This is a genomic window from Kitasatospora sp. GP82 (genome assembly GCF_029892105.1).
Taxonomy (GTDB): Bacteria; Actinomycetota; Actinomycetes; order Streptomycetales; family Streptomycetaceae; genus Kitasatospora.
This window is the reverse complement of the sequence record NZ_JARZAJ010000008.1, coordinates 204,203-224,009: the sequence shown is the minus strand read 5'-3', so window position 1 is coordinate 224,009 and position 19,807 is coordinate 204,203. Positions and strand designations below refer to the sequence as shown.

The 19,807-nt window shown below is 70.9% G+C and carries 19 protein-coding genes; 10 read left to right on the top strand and 9 right to left on the bottom strand.

Annotated elements, in window-relative coordinates:
• Window positions 1–5: 5 nt before the first annotated feature.
• A complete protein-coding gene (locus P3T39_RS11205) occupies window positions 6–1,022 on the bottom strand; it encodes a WYL domain-containing protein (protein WP_280697306.1) in 1,017 nt (338 codons plus the stop codon).
• A 107-nt stretch (window positions 1,023–1,129) separates the two neighbouring features.
• On the opposite strand from P3T39_RS11205, the gene P3T39_RS11200 reads away from it, so the two are divergent.
• Together P3T39_RS11200 and P3T39_RS11195 are read left to right on the top strand one after the other, a co-directional pair.
• Window positions 1,130–1,708, top strand: coding sequence for a TIGR03086 family metal-binding protein (locus tag P3T39_RS11200; RefSeq protein ID WP_280697305.1), 579 nt, complete (start codon window positions 1,130–1,132; stop codon window positions 1,706–1,708).
• Window positions 1,709–2,284: 576 nt separating this feature from the next.
• Window positions 2,285–3,235 carry a VCBS repeat-containing protein gene (locus tag P3T39_RS11195; RefSeq protein WP_280697304.1) on the top strand — a complete coding sequence of 317 codons (951 nt, stop codon included), beginning with the start codon at window positions 2,285–2,287 and terminating at the stop codon, window positions 3,233–3,235.
• A 180-nt stretch (window positions 3,236–3,415) separates the two neighbouring features.
• Here P3T39_RS11195 and P3T39_RS11190 read toward each other — a convergent pair whose 3' ends face one another.
• Both P3T39_RS11190 and P3T39_RS11185 read right to left on the bottom strand, forming a co-directional pair.
• Entirely contained in the window at window positions 3,416–4,420 is a 1,005-nt protein-coding gene (locus P3T39_RS11190) for an aldo/keto reductase (RefSeq protein WP_280697303.1), read from the bottom strand.
• Window positions 4,417–4,905 carry a MerR family transcriptional regulator gene (locus tag P3T39_RS11185; protein ID WP_348534328.1) on the bottom strand — a complete coding sequence of 163 codons (489 nt, stop codon included), beginning with the start codon at window positions 4,903–4,905 and terminating at the stop codon, window positions 4,417–4,419. The genes P3T39_RS11190 and P3T39_RS11185 overlap by 4 nt, the downstream gene beginning before the upstream one ends.
• Before the next feature lie 165 nt (window positions 4,906–5,070).
• On the opposite strand from P3T39_RS11185, the gene P3T39_RS11180 reads away from it, so the two are divergent.
• Window positions 5,071–5,904 (top strand): serine hydrolase domain-containing protein, encoded by an 834-nt coding sequence (locus P3T39_RS11180; protein WP_280697302.1) that lies wholly within the window; start codon window positions 5,071–5,073, stop codon window positions 5,902–5,904.
• 98 nt (window positions 5,905–6,002) lie between these two features.
• On the opposite strand, the gene P3T39_RS11175 is transcribed toward P3T39_RS11180, so the two are convergent.
• Complete coding sequence (locus P3T39_RS11175; RefSeq protein ID WP_348534327.1) at window positions 6,003–7,364, bottom strand: serine hydrolase domain-containing protein; 1,362 nt, start codon at window positions 7,362–7,364, stop codon at window positions 6,003–6,005.
• A gap of 320 nt (window positions 7,365–7,684) precedes the next feature.
• Window positions 7,685–8,461, bottom strand: a complete 777-nt coding sequence (locus tag P3T39_RS11170) for a pirin family protein (RefSeq protein WP_280697301.1) — start codon at window positions 8,459–8,461, stop codon at window positions 7,685–7,687.
• A gap of 306 nt (window positions 8,462–8,767) precedes the next feature.
• Here P3T39_RS11170 and P3T39_RS11165 point away from each other — a divergent pair, with 306 nt between their 5' ends.
• The 5 genes from P3T39_RS11165 to fabF all read left to right on the top strand — a co-directional run bounded on the left by P3T39_RS11165 (window position 8,768) and on the right by fabF (window position 13,791).
• Window positions 8,768–9,943 carry a helix-turn-helix domain-containing protein gene (locus P3T39_RS11165; RefSeq protein ID WP_280697334.1) on the top strand — a complete coding sequence of 392 codons (1,176 nt, stop codon included), beginning with the start codon at window positions 8,768–8,770 and terminating at the stop codon, window positions 9,941–9,943.
• 90 nt (window positions 9,944–10,033) lie between these two features.
• On the top strand, window positions 10,034–10,978 hold the full coding sequence (locus tag P3T39_RS11160) for an ACP S-malonyltransferase (RefSeq protein ID WP_280697300.1): 945 nt from the start codon (window positions 10,034–10,036) through the stop codon (window positions 10,976–10,978).
• 2 nt (window positions 10,979–10,980) lie between these two features.
• A complete protein-coding gene (locus P3T39_RS11155; protein WP_280697333.1) occupies window positions 10,981–12,006 on the top strand; it encodes a beta-ketoacyl-ACP synthase III in 1,026 nt (341 codons plus the stop codon).
• Window positions 12,007–12,119: 113 nt separating this feature from the next.
• Window positions 12,120–12,368: an acyl carrier protein gene (locus P3T39_RS11150; protein WP_280697299.1), complete on the top strand. Its 249-nt coding sequence runs from the start codon at window positions 12,120–12,122 to the stop codon at window positions 12,366–12,368.
• 157 nt (window positions 12,369–12,525) lie between these two features.
• Window positions 12,526–13,791, top strand: a complete 1,266-nt coding sequence (gene fabF / locus P3T39_RS11145) for a beta-ketoacyl-ACP synthase II (protein WP_280697297.1) — start codon at window positions 12,526–12,528, stop codon at window positions 13,789–13,791.
• A gap of 221 nt (window positions 13,792–14,012) precedes the next feature.
• Here fabF and P3T39_RS11140 read toward each other — a convergent pair whose 3' ends face one another.
• Together P3T39_RS11140 and P3T39_RS11135 are read right to left on the bottom strand one after the other, a co-directional pair.
• Window positions 14,013–14,507 (bottom strand): DUF3145 domain-containing protein, encoded by a 495-nt coding sequence (locus P3T39_RS11140; RefSeq protein WP_280697296.1) that lies wholly within the window; start codon window positions 14,505–14,507, stop codon window positions 14,013–14,015.
• A 344-nt stretch (window positions 14,508–14,851) separates the two neighbouring features.
• A complete protein-coding gene (locus P3T39_RS11135; RefSeq protein WP_280697295.1) occupies window positions 14,852–15,880 on the bottom strand; it encodes an NADP-dependent oxidoreductase in 1,029 nt (342 codons plus the stop codon).
• Between the two features lie 122 nt (window positions 15,881–16,002).
• Here P3T39_RS11135 and P3T39_RS11130 point away from each other — a divergent pair, with 122 nt between their 5' ends.
• Window positions 16,003–16,503 (top strand): MarR family transcriptional regulator, encoded by a 501-nt coding sequence (locus tag P3T39_RS11130; protein ID WP_280697294.1) that lies wholly within the window; start codon window positions 16,003–16,005, stop codon window positions 16,501–16,503.
• Between the two features lie 153 nt (window positions 16,504–16,656).
• The gene (locus P3T39_RS11125; protein WP_280697293.1) at window positions 16,657–18,150 is read left to right on the top strand and encodes an LCP family protein; all 1,494 of its coding nucleotides are present in this window, start codon (window positions 16,657–16,659) and stop codon (window positions 18,148–18,150) included.
• Window positions 18,151–18,214: 64 nt separating this feature from the next.
• On the opposite strand, the gene P3T39_RS11120 is transcribed toward P3T39_RS11125, so the two are convergent.
• On the bottom strand, window positions 18,215–19,114 hold the full coding sequence (locus P3T39_RS11120) for a pyridoxal-phosphate dependent enzyme (RefSeq protein ID WP_280697292.1): 900 nt from the start codon (window positions 19,112–19,114) through the stop codon (window positions 18,215–18,217).
• A gap of 38 nt (window positions 19,115–19,152) precedes the next feature.
• Window positions 19,153–19,764: a class F sortase gene (locus P3T39_RS11115; RefSeq protein ID WP_280697291.1), complete on the bottom strand. Its 612-nt coding sequence runs from the start codon at window positions 19,762–19,764 to the stop codon at window positions 19,153–19,155.
• Window positions 19,765–19,807 lie beyond the last annotated feature (43 nt).

Sequence of the window (19,807 nt, the reverse complement as noted above, 5' to 3'; positions counted from 1 at the left end):
CTCGGTCACATACCGCCGGGGCGGGGGCCGTAGAGCTCGGCGATCTCTGCGGCCGCCCGGGCGAGTTCGGCCCGGGCCTCGGGCGGGGCGAGCACCTCGACCTCCGAGCCGAAGGCGAGCAGCGAGCGCGCCTCGGCCAGTGTGCGAAAGCCCAGCTCCAGCTCCGTCCACTCGCCGTCGGCCGTCGCCGGGGAGCCGATCAGCTCGGGATCCAGCAGCGCGGAGCCGATCAGCTGGGTGGGGACCACCTGGGCGCCGTGGATCTGCTGGAGCTGCTCCAGCCGTCGCCGGTGCACCCGCACGGCGACCCTGACCTCGATGGCCGGCCGCTCGACCTGCTCGCGCAACGCACTCCAGACCTCCGCCAGGGCGAGCTCGGGCCGCCGCCGCACCGGCTCCTCCAGGGTCTCCGCCGCCAGCACCCGGCAGACCCGGAAGAGCCTCGGCTCGGCGGCGAGATCGGCGATCAGATACCAGACCCCCGCCTTGTTCACCAGCCCGTACGGGTCGACGGTGTACTCGCTCGGCCCGTCCGCGCCGCTGTGCCCGTAGGCCAGTCGGAGCCGCCGGTCGGCGAAGACCGCGCGCTGCAGCTCGGCCAGGTCCACGGTTGCGGGCTCACCCCGCATCCAGTGGGTGGGGTCGACCAGGATCCGCTCGAAGGTCCGTTCCGCAGCCGGGCGGTGGACGGACGGCAGAGCAGCCATCACCTTGCGCAGCGCCGAGCCGAGCGCGGTGCCCAGACCGAGGGCGTCGTGCGCGTCCGGCGCGAGCAGCACGAAGAGCGCGCGGGCCTCCTCGGCGGTGAGCCCGGTGACATCGGTGCGGTAGCCCTGGATCAGATTGACCCCGCCGTGCCGCCCGCGCTCCGACCAGACCGGCACCCCGGCGGCCGACAGCGCCTCCACGTCCCGGTAGATGGTGCGGATGGACACCTCCATCCGCTCGGCCAGCTCGGCCGCCGGGATCCGGCCCCGGGTCTGGAGCAGCAGCAGTATCGAGAGCAGCCGGTCAGCCTTCACGGCGCCAGAGCCTATCCAGGCCGGACATAAATCCTGACAGTGGGTGTCAGGATTCCCCGGGAGAGTGCCCTCGATACGTATAACCTCCGACGAACGGATCCGCCCGCATGGACTCCACCGACGATCCCCGCCTGCTCTACCAACGCGCCCTGGACCAGCTGGAGAAGCTGTTCCCGGTGGTGACGGCGGAACTGCTCGCCTCGCCGACGCCGTGCAGCGAGTACGACCTGCGGGCGCTGCTGGGCCACACCGTCGGCGGCATCCACCGGATCGCGTACGTCGGTGAGGGCGGGCGCGCCGAGGAGGTGCCCTCCTCGGCGGAGGGGATCGAGGACGCCGAGTGGGCGGACGCCCTCATGCTGGCGCGGGCCCGGTTCACCGCCGCCTGGGCGGACGACTCGGCGCTCGACCGGATCGCGGTGGTGCCCTGGGACGAGCTGCCCGGCCGGGCAGCTCTGGACGGGTACATGGTGGAGGCCACCGCCCACTCCTGGGACATCGCCCAGGTCGTCGCACCCGGAATCGCCCTGGACGAGGGGCTCGCCCGCGCCGCCCTCCCCCTCGCCCGCCGCTTCGCCCCTGGCGAACGACGCGGCGGCAAGGCCCCGTTCGGCCCGGTCCAGGCCGTCCCGCCCGGCGCCGGGGCCTACACCCGCCTGGCCGCCTGGCTGGGTCGCCGGACCTGACGCCGCGACCCTGAAGCGGCGCCAAAGAGGACACATCCCCTGAATACCCACCAGAACCGATACAGCCAGGGAGCTTTGGCGACATATCGCTTATCAAATCGGGATCTGACGAGCCGAAATTATGTTGAACAGGCAAATCAAGTTCAGCTAAAGTGCGTTGCCGTGCCACGGTGGGACGATCGGATATCCGAAGTCAGTGGCCGCAGCACAAAGGGGGCTGGCATGCGACCGGGCGCCATCACGGCAGCAGTCGACATCGCCGTCCTCGCACTCGGTCGGGCCGCGCCTGCGCAGGCCCCGCCGACGGCGTACGCGCGGATGTGACGACGCTCCCATCCGCCCGACCCGCCACCGAGCCGACCTCGCCAAGTCCATCGGCGAGACCACCGCTTCCACCACGGCGGGCGGATCACCCGCCCCCTTCGACCGACACCTTGAGGGCAACCTGTCACTCTGACTGGTTGTCATACGCGGTGCCGGTGAAACGATTCGGCAAATATCGCGGCGCAGTCCATCCGACGTGCCGCACCTTTTCACCTATTACGGGAGAACTGCGTGGCCCTTTTTTCTGGTCGTATGAGCAGCCGTGTGCTGGCCGGGCTCGCGACCGCAGTGCTCGCCGCCACCGTGGCCGGTGCAGCTGATGGAACCGCCGTGGCAAGCACCCACTCGCCGGAGCAGGGTGCGGCGACGAAGGACTTCGCCTCCCGCCTGCACACGGCCCCGAAGGCCGCCGCCGCTCCGCGGGCCGCCGTGGCCGGAGACGTCAACACCCCGACGTTCGCCATGGGCGCCGTTGACTACGACGGAAGCCTGTTCGTCTACGCCCCGGACGGCAAGGGCGGGCTCCAGGCCCGCAAGAAGGTCTTCGACGGCGCCGACGTCCAGGCGTACAAGTACCTCACGACTGCGTCGGAGGTCGACAACAACAAGGACGGCCGGTCGGACGGGCTTTACACCTGGTGGCCCGACGGCAACATGGACTTCACCTCCACGCTGAGCGGGTCGGCGCAGACCATCACCGTCGGCAGCGGCTGGGAGATCTACGACATGGTCCTGTCGCCGGGCAACCTGGCCGGCGGCAAGGAGTCCGACATCATCGCCCGTGACAGCGACGGTGTGCTGTGGCTCTACCTGGCCTACCCCGACGGCCGGGTCACCCCGCGAATCAGGATCGGCAGCGGCTGGGACGCCTACACCCAGATCGCGGGCCAGGGCGACCTGACCGGTGACGGCAAGGCCGACATCGTCGCGCGCGACAAGTCGGGCGTGCTGTGGCTCTACAAGGGAACCGGCGACTACCGCGCTCCGTTCGAGCCGCGCCAGCGGATCGGCGCCGGCTGGAACATGTTCGACAAGCTGGTCTCCATCGGCGACATGGACGGCGACGGCAAGGCCGATCTGCTGGCCCGCACCCCCAGCGGCGACCTCTACTTCTACAAGGGCACCGGTAACGCGAGCGCTCCGTACGCCCCGGCTGTCAAGATCGGCTGGGGTTACGACACCTACCGTCTGCTGCTGCCCTGAGCCTGGGACCTGCCGAGCCGGTGGCTCGACCCGGTCGGCCGACCGGGTGACTGATACATCGGCTGTCGCCCAGCAGTGAGCGGGGGACGTCCAGGAGATCAGGCGGATGCGCGAGCGCATCCGATCCGATCGTCCCTGGACGTCCCCCGCTCGCCTGGGGGCTCCCGGAGGAGCCGTCCCTCACTCCCGTCCGGCGGAGGTGAAGGTCATGTCGGCATAGCGGTCACCCGTGACCCGTCCGGCGATCGGCTCCAGCTCGGCGAGCTCCTCGGAGGTGAGCCGCAGGGTCGCGGCGGCGGTGTTCTCGGCCAGCCGGGTGCGCTTGCGGGTGCCCGGGATCGGTACCACGGTCAGCCCGTGCACCTCGGCCCGCTGGTGCACCCAGGCGAGCGCCACCTGTGCCGCGCTGACACCGCGACCGGCAGCGATCTTCTGGATCGGCTCGACCAGGGCGGCGTTCCGGTCCGCGTTGGCCCCGCTGAACTGCGGGTGGGAGCGCCGGTAGTCGCCCTCCGCGAGCTGCTCGGCAGCCTTGAACGCCCCGGTGAGGAAGCCCCGGCCGAGCGGCGAGTACGGGACGAAGGCGACCCCGAGCTCGGCGGCGGCGGGCACGGCGGTCCGCTCGACGTCCCGGGAGAAGATCGACCACTCCGACTGCACGGCGGCGATCGGGTGTACCCCGTACGCCTCGCGCAGCTCGTCGCCGGTCACCTCGGAGAGCCCGAGGTGCCGTACCTTCCCGGCCTGGACCAGCTCGGCCATCGCACCGACCGACTCGGCCAGCGGGACGTTCGGGTCGCGGCGGTGCATGTAGTACAGGTCGATGACGTCCACACCGAGGCGGCGCAGCGAGGCGTCCACGGCGGCGCGGATGTACGCCGGGTCGTTGCGGACGCCCCGGTAGGCGGGGTCGTCGGCACGGCGCTCGATGGCGAACTTGGTGGCGAGCACCACCTTGTCGCGATTGGCCCTCACGAAGGGGCCGATGAGTTCCTCGTTCTGGCCGGCTCCGTAGATGTCGGCGGTGTCGAAGAGGGTGACCCCGAGGTCGAGGGCGGCGTCCAGGGTGGCCAGCGCCTCGGCGGTGTCGGTGGGTCCGTAGAACTCGCTCATGCCCATGCAGCCGAGGCCCTGGATGCCGACCACGGGGCCGTTGGTGCCGAGAACAGTGGTGGGGAGAGTCATGCGCTCTGCTTCTTCCTGTCGTTCTGGTCGGTCTGGTGGTTCTGCCTGCTCACGTCGCCCGGCTCGGGCGCGCCGCCGCGGTCACCGAGGTCACCGAGGTCGCTCTCGTAGAGCCGCGAGTAGAGGTCGATCTTGTGGTCGAGGACCGCGAGGGTCGCGTGCAGATCGGAGATCTTCTGCCGGACCTCCTCGCGGTGGTCGAGGAGGATGTCGCGCCGGTCCGCGCGGGTGTGCTCACCGGCCCGGACGAGCTCCACATAGCGGAGCATGTCGGCCACCGGCATCCCGGTCAGCCGCAGCCGGTTGAGGAAGCCCAGCCTGCTCAGGTCCGCGTCGCTGTACCTGCGCTGCCCGGAGTACGTGCGGTCGATCGGGTCCAGCAGGCCGATCCGCTCGTACCAGCGCAGCGTGTGGGCGGTCAGTCCGCTGGCGACGGCGACCTCGCTGATGGTGTGCCGTGGGGTGCGGTCGGGTTCCGCGCTCACCACTCGGTATGCGCCGCCACAGCTGCTCGGATCGGCTTTGATCGGTGCGAGCGTTGCCATTGGTTGCCCCCGGTGGTCGGCGATGACTACGAAGTTAGCGAGTTGGAGTGCACTCCAAGCAAGCCTCCCACGTCGCCTCCTGGCCCGGGTCGTTAGAGTCGGCGCATGCAGAGCTTGCGGATGATCGAGGACTGGCCGGTGCCGAACGCGGCAACCGCCGTGGTGCGCGGCGCGGACGGCGCCGTGCTGGGCGAACACGGGGCGCAGGAGCGGCTGTTCCCACTGGCCTCGGTGACGAAGCTGCTCACCTCGTACGCGGTGCTGGTCGCGGTCGAGGAGGGCGTCTTCGAGCTGGACGACCCGGCCGGGCCCGAGGGTTCGACGGTCCGGCACCTGCTGGCGCACACCTCCGGGCTGGCCTTCGACGAGCACCGCACCATGGCGGAGCCCGGCACCCGGCGGCTCTACTCCAATGCCGGGTTCGACGTCCTGGCGGACACCCTGACCAAGGCCGCCGGGATCAACTTCGCCCAGTACGCGGCCGAGGCCGTGTTCGAACCGCTGGGCATGCGGGAGACACTCATCAACACGGCGCACCGCTCCCCTGCCGGTGCCGGCGGCCTCTCCACGGCGGCCGATCTGGCCCGCTTCGCGGCCGAGTTGCAGGCGCCCACGCTGCTGGACCCGTCCACCGTCCGCGCGGCCACCCGCGAGGTCGCGTACCCGGGCCTGAGCGGTGTCCTGCCGGGCTTCGGCCATCGCCGCCCCAACGACTGGGGCCTCGGCTTCGAGATCCGTGGCGAGAAGTCCCCGCACTGGACGGGCACCGCCAACTCTCCTGGTACCTTCGGCCACTTCGGCCAGTCGGGCACTTTCCTCTGGGTCGACCCGGTCGCGGGCGTGGCCTGTGTCGCCTTGACGGACCGTGACTTCGGTCCGTGGGCCGCCGAGGTCTGGCCGCTGTTCAACGACGCCGTTCTGGCCGAGCTCCGGGGCTGAACCCACTCCTGTCAGCATCCCCGAGCAAACGGAATCCGGGTCGGCCGCGCCCCAACCAGCCCGGGCCGACCCGGATTCCACTCCTTCGAGCACGTCGGTCAGCGCCGGACCACAGCCAGGCGGTCGCCGAACGCCGCGCCGATGACTCCCGCCGAAGCGGACGCCGACGTTTCGGCGGACGTCGAGGCCGACACCGACGTCGAGGCGGACGCGGACGCGGAGGGGGACGCGGAGGAGGAGGCGGACGCCGACGGCGACGGCGACGGCGAGGACGGAGACGGAGACGGGGAGGACGACGACGGGGCCCCGGACGCGGAGGACGACGGCATCGCCGGGAGCGAGAAGACGTTGCCCGGCGTCACGATGCCGGTGATCGCCTGGCCGAAGAGCGTCGAGTTCTCCGAACCCTGGTAGCCGACATCGGTGTTGGTGAGGACCACCAGGCTGGCCTTCACGGAGGGCAGATAGAGAACCAGGCTCTGGTAGCCGGGCAGCGAGCCGTTGTGCCCGATCCAGCCGTGGTCGATGAACAGGCCGAGGCCGTAGCCGGTGTCCGGGTAACCGGTCGGCAGCGCGTTCAGCCGCTGCGCCTGGGTGGCGGGACTGAGCAGCGCGCCCGTGGCCAGCACTCCGGCCCAGTTCTGGAGATCCGCCAGATTGGAGATCATCGCCCCGGCCGCCCACCCCCAGGACGGGTTCCAGTCGGTCGCGTCCACGATCGCGCCGTTCGACGTCTGGTTGGTGTAGCCGCGCGCATGCGGGTCGGGGAAGGTCGCGTCGGTCGGAAGGACGGTGTGCCGAAGACCCGCCGGGGCGAACACCTGCTGCTGCAGGTAGTCCTGGAGGGCCTGGCCGCTGGCCTTCTCCACCACCAGGCCGAGCAGCACGGCGTTGGTGTTGGAGTACTGGAACTGCGCCCCCGGGTCGAACACGACGGGGTGCTTGAAGGCGTAGGCGAGCAGTTCCTGCGGTGTGAACGACCTCTTGGGGTCCGAGATCAGGGCCTGGGCGAAGTCCGGGTCGTTGGAGTACGAGTAGAGGCCGCTGCGCATCTCCGCCAGCTGCCGCAGGGTGATCCGGTCACCGTTGGGCACATTGGAGACGTACTTGCCGACGGGGTCGTCGAGCGCCACCTTGCCCGCGTCCACCAGACGCAGCAGCGCGGTGACCGTGAAGGTCTTGGTCTCGCTGCCGATACGCATGTTCAGGCCGGTGGACATCGCCGTGCCGGCGGTGCGGTCCGCGACTCCGAAGGCCCGTGTGTAGGTTCCGTTGCCCGGAATCGACAGGCCGACGATGACGCCGGGCACATTCGCCTGCTTGAGCACCCGGTTGATCGCGGTGTCGAGCTGCGCGGCCACGGCGGGCGTCAGCTGCACTGCGGAACCACTGCTGGAGCCGGACGCCGAAGCCGAGCCGGAGCCGTAGCCGGAGGTGGCAGCCTCAGGCGCGGCTTCCACCGTGTCCGTTGCGCTGCAGCCCGCGCTCGCCACGAGCGCTCCGACGGCGAGCGCTGCCGCGCATATCCTGCGCCGTGTTCCGTGTACACAGCGTCGCTGATAGGTGTCCGCCATGTCGAAGCGCCTCTCTGGGCGGGGGTGGGGGACGGCCCAGGACTCCGATCCCGACGGGGGACGGTTCGGACCAACGCCAACGTAAGCCACCACCACCCCACCCGCGACGCCATCGCCCCACCACTCCCCCGTTCGGATTCCCCGGGCGTGTGATCAGCCATGCGCCCCGGGGCGGCGGGTGGACGATCGGGGGCGCGGGGCCGGCGTCAGCCGTAGGTGAGCGGCGAGTGCATCTCCCAGAGCAGCAGCTCGACGCCGTCCGGCCCGGCGGTCGGGTCGGCGAAGGCGCCGCCGGTGGCCCGCACGCTGTCCCCGGGCTCCATCGAGCGGCCGCCGCCCTGCGGACCCGGGACGGTGCGGTAGCCGAGCGAACCGACCGTCAGATGTGCGTACCGGTAAGGGGCTTGAGGAAGTTCGGGCAACGGCTGCCAGGGCCCGGCGGTGACCAGGTAGAGGGCGGCGTCGCTGCGGCGCAGCCTGAGCGCGGGCGAATCGATGTCCCGCTCCAGGCCGGAGGCGAGCAGGGTCAGCCCGTCGGGGGCGGGATCGACCCGGCGCAGCCCGTACGCGGGCGGGGTGTCGAAGGTGTCCGGCTGGAGCCACATCTGGACGAAGCGCACCGGGACTTCGGCGCCGCCGACGTTGCGCTCGGTGTGGGTGACGCCCGAGCCCGCACTGAGGTGCTGGACCATCCCGGGGCGGACCACGCCCGCGTGGCCGTCGCTGTCGCGGTGGGCGAGGGCGCCCTCGACGACCCAGGTGAGGATCTCGGTGTCCCGGTGGCGGTGCTCGTCGAAGCCCGCGCCGGGGGCCAGGGTCTCCTCGTTGCAGGCCAGCAGAGCGCCGAAGTGGGTGTTCTTCGGGTCGTAGTGCCCGGCGAAGGAGAAGGCGTGCCGGGTCTCGATGCCTTCGGCCGGAGTTGAGCGGTAGCGCTCGGCGGCTCGGCGCTGGTCGGCACGGGGGCGGGTGGCGGCGTCGGTCACGGCTGACACCGTAGCGGGTGTGACGGGGGCCACCGTCGCAACCGGTGGGGGTGTGCACGAGCACCTTGCGGCGTGAGGCAGGCTTGTCCTGTGCCAGCCGCTTCAGCGAATTCCGACAAGAAGTCCGGGGCCACGAAGGCCGTACCCGCGAAGGCCGCGACCGGGGGGGCCGCCGCGCCCGCGACCGCGCCCGAGGACACCGGGCCCGCGAAAGCCCCTGCCAAGGCTGCCACCAGGGCCACCGCCAAGGGTGCCGAGCGTGCGCGGGCCGGCCGCAGCGGCCGACTGACCGCCCAGGAGCGCAAGCTGGCCGTCGAACGGGCCGAGTTGCGCGCCGCGACGCTCAAGCGCCTGGAGAAGTCCTCGGGCAAGCTGGCCAGCGCCGCGATCGCCCGGATGGACGACCAGCTCGGCTGGTACCGGCGGATGCCGCCGGAACACCGTTCCTGGATCGGCCTGGTCGCACAGGCGGGTATCGCCGCCTTCACCGAGTGGTACCGCCATCCCGAGGCTCCGCAGGCGATCAGCACGGACGTCTTCGGCACCGCGCCGCGCGAGCTGACCAGGGCGATCACCCTGCGCCAGACCGTGGAGCTGATCCGCACCACCATCGAGGTGATGGAGGAGGCCATCGAGGAGGTGGCCGCCCCCGGCGACGAGGCCGGGATGCGCGAGTCGGTGCTGGTGTACGCCCGGGAGATCGCCTTCGCCACCGCCCAGGTGTACGCGCAGGCCGCCGAGGCGCGGGGCGCCTGGGACGCCCGCCTGGAGGCGCTGGTCGTCAACTCGCTGCTCTCCGGCGACGCGGACGAGGGAGTGCTCTCCCGTGCGGCCGCGCTCGGCTGGGGTCAGCCGACCCAGGTCCGGGTGGTGATGGGCAGCGCCCCGGACGGGGACAGCGAGCTGGTGGTGGAGGCGATCCGCCGGGCTGCCAGATACGCCAAGCTGCATGTGCTGACCGGTGTGCTGGGCAAGCGTCTGGTCGTGGTGGTGGGCGGCGACAAGGAACCGGTGCACGCCGCCCGGGCGCTGATCGGGCAGTTCGCGCCCGGCCCGGTGGTGGTCGGCCCGACCGTCCCCGACCTGCTCTCGGCGACCAGGTCCGCGCATGCCGCGGCCGCCGGTCTGCGGGCCTGCGCGGCCTGGCCGGACGCCCCGCGCCCGGTGCTCGCGGACGATCTGCTGCCCGAACGGGCACTGGCCGGTGACCAGGCCGCCCGGCGGCAGCTGGTGGAGGAGATCTACACACCGCTGGACGAAGCGGGCTCGGCACTCCTGGAGACACTCAGTGTCTATCTGGAGCAGGCCTCCTCCTTGGAGGGAGCCGCCAGGATGCTCTTTGTCCACCCGAACACCGTGCGCTACCGGCTGCGACGTGTGACTGACGTCACCGGCTATGCTCCGTCCGACGTACGGTCGGCGTTCACCTTGCGCATCGCCCTTGCGCTGGGCCGTCTCGGATCGGTCGCCGAGCAGGGCTGACCGGCCTGTAGGGACTCCACAATCCCGCGTGCTTTTCTTCGTTACCGTCGCCTACCCGCCCCCGGGCGCCTGGCGAGAGAGGGTTGAACCGTGCTCGTAATCGTCGCCCCTGGACAGGGTGCCCAGACTCCCGGCTTCCTCAGCTCCTGGCTGGAGCTGGACGGCGCGGCCGACCAGCTCCAGCGCTGGTCCGCCGTGGCCGGGCTCGACCTGGTCAGATTCGGGACCGAGGCCGGCGAGGAGGAGATCAAGGACACCGCCGTCGCCCAGCCCCTGCTGGTCGCTGCCGGACTGCTCACCTCGCGCCGGCTGTTCGACGGCGCGGCCGAGACGCACAAGCTGATCGGCGCGATCGCCGGACACAGCGTCGGTGAGATCACCGCCGCCGCCCTCGCCGGGGTTCTCAGTGAGGACGAGGCGCTGGCCTTCGTCCGCGAGCGCAGCCTGGCCATGGCCGAGGCCGCCGCCACCACCGCGACCGGGATGGCCGCCCTGCTCGGCGGCGACCCCGAGCTGGTCGCCGCGAAGCTGGCCGAACACGGCCTGACGGCCGCCAACAACAACGGCGGCGGTCAGCTCGTCGCGGCCGGCACCCTGGAGCAGCTGGCCGCGCTCAAGGCCGACCCGCCGGCCGGTGCCCGGCTGATCCCGCTCAAGGTCGCCGGTGCCTTCCACACCGAGCACATGGCCCCCGGTGTGGAGCGCCTCGCCAAGCTGGCGCCCACCCTGACCGTGGCCGACCCGAAGATCGCGTACATCTCCAACAAGGACGGCGAGGTCGTGGACACCGGGGCCGAGGTACTGTCCCGCCTGGTGTCCCAGGTCTCCAACCCGGTCCGCTGGGACCTGTGCATGGAGACCCTGCAGCAGCTCGGCGCCACCGCCGTCATCGAGCTCTCCCCCGCCGGCACCCTCACCAACCTGGTCAAGCGCAACCTCAAGGGTGTGGCGACGCTGGCCCTCAAGACCCCCGCCGACCTCGACAAGGCCCGCGCGCTGGTCGCGGAGCACGGCGGTCAGGAGCTGAACGCATGAGTCTGCCGCAGATCCGGCCCACGACGGGCGCCGCGTACTCACGGATCCACGGTGTGGGCGGCTACCGCCCGGTCCGGGTGATCCCGAACGAAGAGGTGCTGCAGTGGATCGACTCCTCCGACGAGTGGATCCGCACCCGTAGCGGTATCGCCGAGCGCCGCTGGGCCGGCCCGGAGGAGACCGTCGCCGAGATGTCGGTGCAGGCGGCCGGCAAGGCGATCGCCCACGCCGGGATCTCCCCCGACCAGATCGGCGGTGTGATCGTCGCCACCGTCTCGCACCTCAAGCAGACCCCGGCCATCGCCACCGACATCGCCGAGCGGCTCGGCTGCGGCACCGCCCCGGCCTTCGACATCTCGGCGGCCTGCGCGGGCTTCGGCTACGGCCTGAACCTGGCGGACGGCATGGTGCGCGGCGGCAGCGCCGAGTACGTGCTGGTGATCGGGGTGGAGCGGCTCAGCGACCTGACCGACACCTCGGACCGCTCGACCGCCTTCATCTTCGGTGACGGCGCCGGCGCGGCCGTGGTCGGCCCGTCCGACACCCCTGGGATCGGCAAGGTCATCTGGGGCTCGGACGGTTCGCAGAAGGACGTCATCTCGCAGACCCAGGCGTGGGACACCGCCTTCGCCAAGGACGACGCCGTCAACGGTGTCGGCGACGAGGTGAAGTGGCCCGCGCTGCGGATGGAGGGCCAGACGGTCTTCCGCTGGGCCGTGTGGGAGATGGCCAAGGTCGCCCAGCAGGCGCTGGACGCCGCCGGGATCACCGCCGACCAGCTCGGTGCGTTCATCCCGCACCAGGCCAACATGCGGATCACCGATGCCATGATCAAGGCGCTCAAGCTGCCCGACTCGGTCCCGGTGGCCCGCGACATCGTCGAGACCGGAAACACCTCCGCCGCCTCCATCCCCCTGGCGATGGAGCGGATGCTGGAGGCCGGTGAGGCGAAGAGCGGGGACCTCGCACTGATCATCGGCTTCGGGGCGGGTCTGGTCTACGCGGCTGCAGTCGTTACTCTCCCCTAGGCAACATCACCGCCAGTTGCACCACCGTGACCCGCACCCGTGGGCACGGCAATGAAAACCTGCCGACTGTCCGCCGGGCAGTGGGTAATCCACAGTGAAGAGGAGCAGCCACTATGGCTACCAAGGACGAGGTCCTGGAAGGTCTCGCTGAGATCGTCAACGAGATCGCCGGTATCCCGGCCGAGGACGTCGAGCTCGACAAGTCCTTCACCGATGACCTGGACGTCGACTCGCTGTCCATGGTCGAGGTCGTTGTGGCCGCCGAGGAGAAGTTCGACGTGAAGATCCCGGACGACGAGGTCAAGAACCTCAAGACCGTCGGCGACGCGGTGAACTACATCCTTGAGCACCAGGAAGCCTGACCGTTCCTGGTCTCGTTGATTCGGTCCTGGTGACCGAACCGGTCGGCCGGGGCGCCCTGCGCGTCCCGGCCGGCCACCCCCTCCCCCTCCCGGCTGCCGCAGTGGCACCCCCCTCGGCCCGCCCCTCCCCCGCACAACGTGAGAGAAGAAGAAACCAGTGACCGCTGAAAATCGCACCGTGGTCGTCACAGGTATCGGCGCCTTCACGCCGCTGGGCGGCACCGCCGCCTCGTTCTGGGAGGGCCTGCTCGAGGGCCGTTCCGGTGTGGTCGAGCTGACCGAGGAGTGGGCCGCCGAGCTGCCCGTCCGGATCGCCGCCCGCACCGCCGTGGAGCCTGGCGAGGTCCTCCCCCGCCCGCTGGCCCGCAAGCTGGACCGCTCGGCGCAGTTCGCGCTGATCGCGGCCCGCGAGGCCTGGGCCGACGCCGGCTACGAGACCCCTGCCACCGACGAGTCGTCCAAGCTGGCGCCCGAGCGCCTGGGCACCGTGATCGCCTCCGGCATCGGCGGCGTGACCACCCTGCTCGACCAGTACGACGTCCTGAAGGACAAGGGCGTCCGCAAGGTCTCCCCGCACACCGTCCCGATGCTGATGCCCAACTCCCCGGCGGCCAACGTCGGTCTGGAGGTCGGCGCCCGCGCGGGTGTGCACACCCCTGTCTCCGCCTGTGCCTCCGGCGCCGAGGCGATCGGCTACGCGATCGAGATGATCCGCAGCGGCCGCGCCGACGTCGTGGTGGCCGGCGGCACCGAGGCGGCGATCCACCCGCTGCCGATCGTGGCGTTCGCCAACATGATGGCGATGTCCAAGAACAACGACGAGCCGCAGCGCGCCTCCCGCCCGTACGACAAGGCCCGTGACGGCTTTGTGCTGGGCGAGGGTGCGGGCGTGGTCGTACTGGAGTCGGCCGAGCACGCCGCCGCCCGTGGCGCCCGCGTGTACTGCGAGGCCGTCGGCCAGGGCCTGTCCTCGGACGCCCACCACATCGCCCAGCCGGAGCCGACCGGAGCCGGTATCGCCCAGGCGCTGGCCGGCCTGTTCGAGCACAACGACCTCGACAAGGCCGAGGTGGTGCACGTCAACGCGCACGCCACCTCGACCCCGCAGGGCGATGTCGCCGAGATCAAGGCGCTGCGCAAGGAACTCGGCGACCACGTCGACCACATCGCCGTCTCGGCCACCAAGTCGATGACCGGCCACCTGCTGGGCGGCGCCGGCGGCATCGAGACCGTCGCCACCGTGCTCGCCCTGCACAACCGCCTGGCCCCGCCGACCATCAACGTCGACGACCTGGACGACGACGTGGACGCGGACATCGTGCGCATCGAGCCCCGCAAGCTGCCCGAGGGCCGGATCGCCGCACTGAACAACTCCTTCGGCTTCGGCGGCCACAACGTGGTGCTGGCCTTCCGCACCATCTGACACACCATCAGCACCCAGGGGCCGTACCGGAATTACCCGGTGCGGCCCCTGGCCGTTCCACCAGCCGTCCAGGCCCACGACGGCTTGCGCCTGACCGCCCCAGTAGTCGCCCCGCACCTCCAACTCGCACCGATACGGGTGGAACACAAACCTGACGCACGGTCATTCCACAGTCTCAATACGTTAGGAGTCCTAAGAGCACCGCAAGCACCTCGCAGCGTCTAGACCACCTGGTGCAGCCAGCGGACCGGGGCGCCCTCGCCCGCGTAGCGGAAGGGTTCGAGCTCGTCGTCCCACGGCTTGCCGAGCAGCCGGGCCAGGTCGGCCTCCAGGTCGCTGCCCTCGGTCTTGGCCCGCAGCAGCACGGCCCGCAGCCGGTCCTCCGGAATCAGGATGTCGCCGTGGATTCCGGTGACGGCATGGAAGATGCCGAGCGTGGGCGTGCTGCTGTAACGCTCGCCCTCCGCGGTCGCACAGGGCTCGCTGGTCACCTCGTAGCGGAGCAACTGCCAGCCGCGCAGGGCGGATGCCAGCTTCGACGCGGTGCCGGGCTCACCCTGCCAGGAGAACTCGACGCGCCAGTGCCCGGGCGCGGCCGGCTGGCGGATCCAGTCGAGGCTGACCCGCACACCGAGCACGCCCGCGACCGCCCACTCGACGTGCGGGCACAGCGCGCGGGGCGCGGAGTGGACGTACAGGACTCCACGTGTCGTCACCGGGACCTCCAGGCTGTGGACGAGGGTCGCCTTCCCCAGCTGCCTCGTGCTCGTCGCCGGTCCTGCTCCGCCACCTGACCAGTTCCTGCCCCCATGGCACTCAACTTATTCGACATTAGGTCATCAAGTTGAGCAAAACGGACAAGCTCTCGCTCAATGCTAGCCAGATCCGCCACGAGGTCTACCCCTCCTTGGGATCTCTCCCCCGAACGGCCCCATCCAGGACGGATCCACCGTAGCCGCCCCGCCCCGAGCCCGGGTGACGGTCCGTCGAAAAGGCCGGATTCATACACAGAACGCCCCCATGGACGGGATCCATGGGGGCGCCGCGAACCGACGGGGCGTCAGGCGCCCAGCCGGACCACCATCTTGCCGGTGTTGTCACCGCGCAGCAGGCCAAGGAAGGCCTCGGCGGTGTTCTCCACGCCGTCCACCACGGTCTCGTCGTAGCGCAGGCCGTTGCCGTTCTTCAGCCAGCCGGCCACCTCGGCGACGAACTGCGGCTGGAGCGCGGCATGATCGGAGACGATCATGCCCTGCAGGCGCAGCCGCTTTCCGATGGCGAGCACGAGGTTGCGCGGGCCCTCCGGGAGGCCGGTGGCGTTGTACTGCGAGATCGCGCCGCAGAGGGTGGCCCGGCCGTGCACCTTGAGGGAGTAGATCGCGGCCTCCAGGTGGTCACCGCCGACATTGTCGAAGTAGACGTCGATACCCTCGGGCGCAGCCTTGGCCAGCTGCTCGCGGACCGGACCTTCCTTGTAGTTGAAGGCGGCGTCGAAGCCGTACTCGTCCACCAGCTTGGCGACCTTCTCGGCCGATCCGGCCGAGCCGATCACCCGGGCGGCACCCTTGAGCCTGGCGATCTGGCCGACCAGCGAGCCGACCGCACCGGCCGCTCCGGAGACGAAGACGGTGTCGCCCGGCTTGAAGCTCGCGACCTCCAGCAGTCCGGCGTAGGCGGTCAGGCCAGGCATGCCGAGGACGCCCAGGTAGTACGAGAGCGGGGCGAGCTCGGGGTCCACCTTGATCGCGTACTTGGCGTCGAGGGTGGCGTACTCGCGCCAGCCGAGGTCGTGCAGCACCGCATCGCCCGGCTCGAAGCCCTCGGCCTGCGAGGCCACGACATAGCCGACCGCGCCACCGGTCATCGGCCGGTCGAGCTGGAACGGCGGAACGTACGACTGGCTGTCGTTCATCCGCCCCCTCATATAGGGGTCGACCGACAGGTAGGCGTTGCGAACCAGGATCTGGCCCGGACCCGGCTGCCGGATCTCGGCCTCGACCAGCGCGAAGTCGCTGGGCTTGGGCCAGCCCTCCGGCCGGGCGACCAGGTGCCACTCGCGGCTGGTGGTGGGCATTGCCTGCTCTGACATGGTGCACTCCCTAGGACTGTCGCCCCCGTTGCCTGAACCGGCCCACCTGAAAGGTTGACCAGATAAAGCAATCGTGGACATGAAAGGTTCACGTTGTCAACTGTTCAGCTAGACTGGGAACCATGGAGAAGCAACCGCACCCGGTCGCCCCACCGCCCGCCGACGCGATCACCCGCGAGGTCGTGGACCTCATGGCAAGCCTGGTCGCGCTCTTCCACCGCGAGTACGAGGAGGCCGCCGCCGCCCGCTCGCTCACCGGCGCCCAGGCGAAGGTGCTCGCCCTGCTGCGCCGCGGCCCGATGCCGATGCGCCACATCGCCCAGACGCTGAGCTGTGAGCCATCCAACATCACCGGCATCGTGGATCGTCTGGAGAACCGCGGCTTCGTCACCCGCCAGGCGGATCCGCAGGACCGCCGGGTGAAGCTGGTGGCCGCGACCGACTCCGGCCAGGACGCCTCGGAGGAGCTGCGCGAGTCGCTCAACTTCGCCCGCGAGCCACTGGCCGCCCTCGACGAGGAAGAGCGGGCCCAACTGCGCGATCTGCTGCGCCGGATGCTCGAAGGCGCCGGTCCGGCAGGCCCCGCCGCGGAGGTCACCGCCCCCGAGGCCACCCAGCTCTGAGGCCCTCTCGCCCCCAGGGGGGTCGCGCGCATGCCGACCCCCCTTGCTAGGGTGCGCACTCGTGTAACCGGACGCCTCGCCGAACCGTCTATCTGGTGAGAGCCGCACCAGCCAGCCGGACTCCCCCGAGCGGCCGTACAGAGAGTGCTGACCATGACTGACGTCAAGAGCCGTCCCGCGAAGGGCACTCCCTCGCCCCTCCGGGTACGACTCGCCAGAGCCGCCGGCGCCTCAGCCGCCGTCCTCGTCCTGGCCACCGCCGGCGGTGGGGCCTGGTTCTACTGGCACCTCGACCACAACATCAGCACCTTCGACGCCGACGGTATCGCCCCCAGCCGCCCGCCGGCCGCCGCTCCGGCACCCGGTGGCGGACGTCCCGTCAACGTCCTCGTCCTCGGCTCCGACACCCGGGACAACGGCAACGACAGCCTCGCCGGCGGCGAGGGCGGCGTCGGCAACTCCGACACCGCGATGCTGCTGCACATCTACGGCGACCACCGGCACGCCGTCGGGGTCTCGATACCCCGCGACACCCTGGTCACCATCCCGCCCTGCAAGCTGTCCAACGGCAAGTGGACCACCCCGCACGCCAACCAGATGTTCAACTCTGCCTTCACCATCGGCGAGTACCCGCAGGGCAACCCCGCCTGCACCCAGAACACCGTCGAGGCGCTCACCGGCCTGCGCGTCGACCACACCGTCGTGGTGGACTTCAAGGGCTTCGCAGCGATGACCGAGGCGGTGCACGGGGTAGACGTGTGCGTCCCCAACGACGTGGACTCGTACGGGATAAAGCTCGCCAAGGGCCGGCAGACCGTCTCCGGGCAGCAGGCGCTGGACTACGTCCGCGCGCGGCACGGCTTCGGCGACGGTTCCGACATAGGCCGGATGAAGCGCCAGCAGGCCTTCCTCTCCTCCCTCATCAAGAAAGTCCAGGGCGAGGGCCTCAACCCCGCCACCCTGCTGCCGCTGGCCGACGCCGCGACCAAGTCGCTGACCGTCGACCCCGACCTCGGTACGGCCATGAAGCTCGCCGACTTCGCGCAGTCGCTGCAGAACATCAAGCTGAAGGACATCAGCTTCGTCACCGTGCCCTGGCGCTACTCGGGCGAGCGGGTCGCCCTGGTCCATCCGGATGCCGAGCAGCTCTGGAACCTGCTTCGGCAGGACGACACCCTCGACGGCCACAGCACCGGCCAGCTCGCCGCGAGCCCGTCGTCGGCCACCTCCGCGTCGGCCTCCCCAGCGGCCTCCCCGTCCTCCGCACCGACGGCCGACCTGCCGGTGACCGTCCTCAACGGCTCGCGGACCGGCGGACTCGGCAAGCAGGCCGCCGACGCGCTCCGGGCGAAGGGGTACCAGAACGTCACCCTCGGCCCCGACGCCACCGGCCGCCGCACCACCCTGATCGGTTACGCCGCCGACCAGCAGGGCGCCGCCGAGCAGCTCGCCCAGTACTTCCCCGGCGCCGAACTCCGGGCGGACGCCTCCGCCGACGGTGTCACCGTCACCCTCGGCCGGGACTACGCACCGGACGACACCGCATCCGCCGCCCCGAGCGCGCTGCCCACAGCCATCCCGACCACGATCGCCGAGAACACCCGCAGCGCCGACAGCGACCTCTGCTCCGACCTCTCCTTCGGCTAGTAGTGCTCTGTCAGGTCGGGGCTGGGGCGGGCTCGGCCACCTGTCGAGGATCCGCCGGCCGAACCTACGCCGCCACCGGATCCGGCAGCCCGGTGACCACCACGGTCACCCGGGTTCCGGGCGCCAACTCCCCTGCCGCGGCCAGGTCGTGGACGGCCAGCAGGGTCTTGGCCACATAACGGCGCTCCACCGGGACACCGTGCCGCTGCTCGAACTCGGCTGCGAACGTTTGGACTTCGGCCGGAACCCTGCCGTAGCCGCCGCCGTGGTGGCCGTGGTGGATCCGCCAGTTGTCGAACTCCCGCCCATAGGCGGCAAGCTGAAGATCTGTCACTTCACGTTCCAGATAGCCCTCACCGCGCAGCACGGCCACCCCGAGAGCCCTCGCACCGGGCGGCAGCCCGGCGGCGATCCCGGCCAGTGTGCCGCCGGTGCCGACCGGGCAGCAGAGCAGATCCCGTTCGCCGAGGCCGGGGATCTCCGCCGGGATCTCGGCCGCGCCCCGGACGGCCAGTGCGTTGGACCCGCCCTCGGGCAGCACCAGACAGCGCCCCCAGCGCCGCAGCAGCTCCCCGTGCTCCCCTGTCGCCAGCGCCCGGTACGCCGCCCGGGAGACGAACTCCAGCTCCATCCCGGCCGCCTCGGCCGCCCGCAGCGACCAGTTGCGCGGTGCCATCGCCAGTTCGTCGCCCCGGATCACCCCCGTGCTGGCCAGCCCAAGCGCCTGCGCGGCCGCCGCCACCGCCCGGACGTGCGTCGAGTACGCGCCGCCGAAGGTCAGCAGCCGGGTGTGCCCGTCGGCGACCGCCCCGTCCAGGTTCGGCGCCAGCTTGCGCCACTTGTTGCCGGGCACCGCAGGGTGCGCAAGGTCGTCCCGCTTCAGCCGAAGCTCGACCCCCGCCCGGGCTGCCACCGGGTCGGCGAGCACCTGGAGCGGGGTCGGCAGGACGGCGGGAGCGAGCATCCGGCCAGCATACGGAACGCTCGCGCCGAGGCGGCGGCTCAGGCTTTCCGGGAGGACTGGAGGTGGGCGAAGACCACGACGTTGTCCGTGTAGTCCTTCAGCTTGCGGTCGTAGGAGCCGCCGCAGGTGATCAGGCGCAGCTGGGCATCGGGGGTGTCGGCGTACACCTGGGCGTCCGGGAAGCCGTTCTTGGGGAAGCTCTGCACCGAGTCCACCGCGAAGACCGCCACGGTGCCGTCGGCCCTGATGATCTCCACGGTGTTGCCGGGGAGCAGGCGGTGCAGCATCAGGAAGACGGCGGGGCCCTTGGCGGTGTCCACGTGTCCGGCGACCACCGCGCTGCCGCGTTCGCCCGGTGTGGGGCCGCCCCGGTACCAGCCGACCAGATTGGGGTCGTCGGCGCGCGGGGCCTCCAGTGCGCCGGTCGCGTCCAGCCCCAGCTCGGTGAAGGGGGCTTCGATGACGATCTGCGGGATCGAGATCCTGGTCGGCTTGGAGCGGGGCATCGAGGGCGCGGCCCTGACCGGTGCGGCGGCTCCGGGGGTGGTCGCAGCGGGTGCCTTCCCGGCGACCCGTTGACCGGCGGCCCCGGCGACGGCGGCCGGCGGCGGGACGGGCGCCATCCGCTGGTCCACGGACTGGTAGATCATCAGCAGTCCAAGGGTTGCCGCGCCCGCCCCCCACCGGAGGGGC

Bases quoted from the DNA above. Each gene is read 5' to 3' on its own strand.
- P3T39_RS11150 (WP_280697299.1), top strand. From the start codon at position 12,120: ATGGCTACCAAGGACGAGGTCCTGGAAGGTCTCGCTGAGATCGTCAAC.
- P3T39_RS11195 (WP_280697304.1), top strand. From the start codon at position 2,285: ATGAGCAGCCGTGTGCTGGCCGGGCTCGCGACCGCAGTGCTCGCCGCC.
- P3T39_RS11115 (WP_280697291.1), bottom strand. From the start codon at position 19,764: ATGATCTACCAGTCCGTGGACCAGCGGATGGCGCCCGTCCCGCCGCCG.
- P3T39_RS11120 (WP_280697292.1), bottom strand. From the start codon at position 19,114: ATGCTCGCTCCCGCCGTCCTGCCGACCCCGCTCCAGGTGCTCGCCGAC.
- P3T39_RS11200 (WP_280697305.1), top strand. From the start codon at position 1,130: ATGGACTCCACCGACGATCCCCGCCTGCTCTACCAACGCGCCCTGGAC.
- P3T39_RS11130 (WP_280697294.1), top strand. From the start codon at position 16,003: ATGGAGAAGCAACCGCACCCGGTCGCCCCACCGCCCGCCGACGCGATC.
- P3T39_RS11135 (WP_280697295.1), bottom strand. From the start codon at position 15,880: ATGTCAGAGCAGGCAATGCCCACCACCAGCCGCGAGTGGCACCTGGTC.
- P3T39_RS11190 (WP_280697303.1), bottom strand. From the start codon at position 4,420: ATGACTCTCCCCACCACTGTTCTCGGCACCAACGGCCCCGTGGTCGGC.
- P3T39_RS11180 (WP_280697302.1), top strand. From the start codon at position 5,071: ATGCAGAGCTTGCGGATGATCGAGGACTGGCCGGTGCCGAACGCGGCA.
- P3T39_RS11125 (WP_280697293.1), top strand. From the start codon at position 16,657: ATGACTGACGTCAAGAGCCGTCCCGCGAAGGGCACTCCCTCGCCCCTC.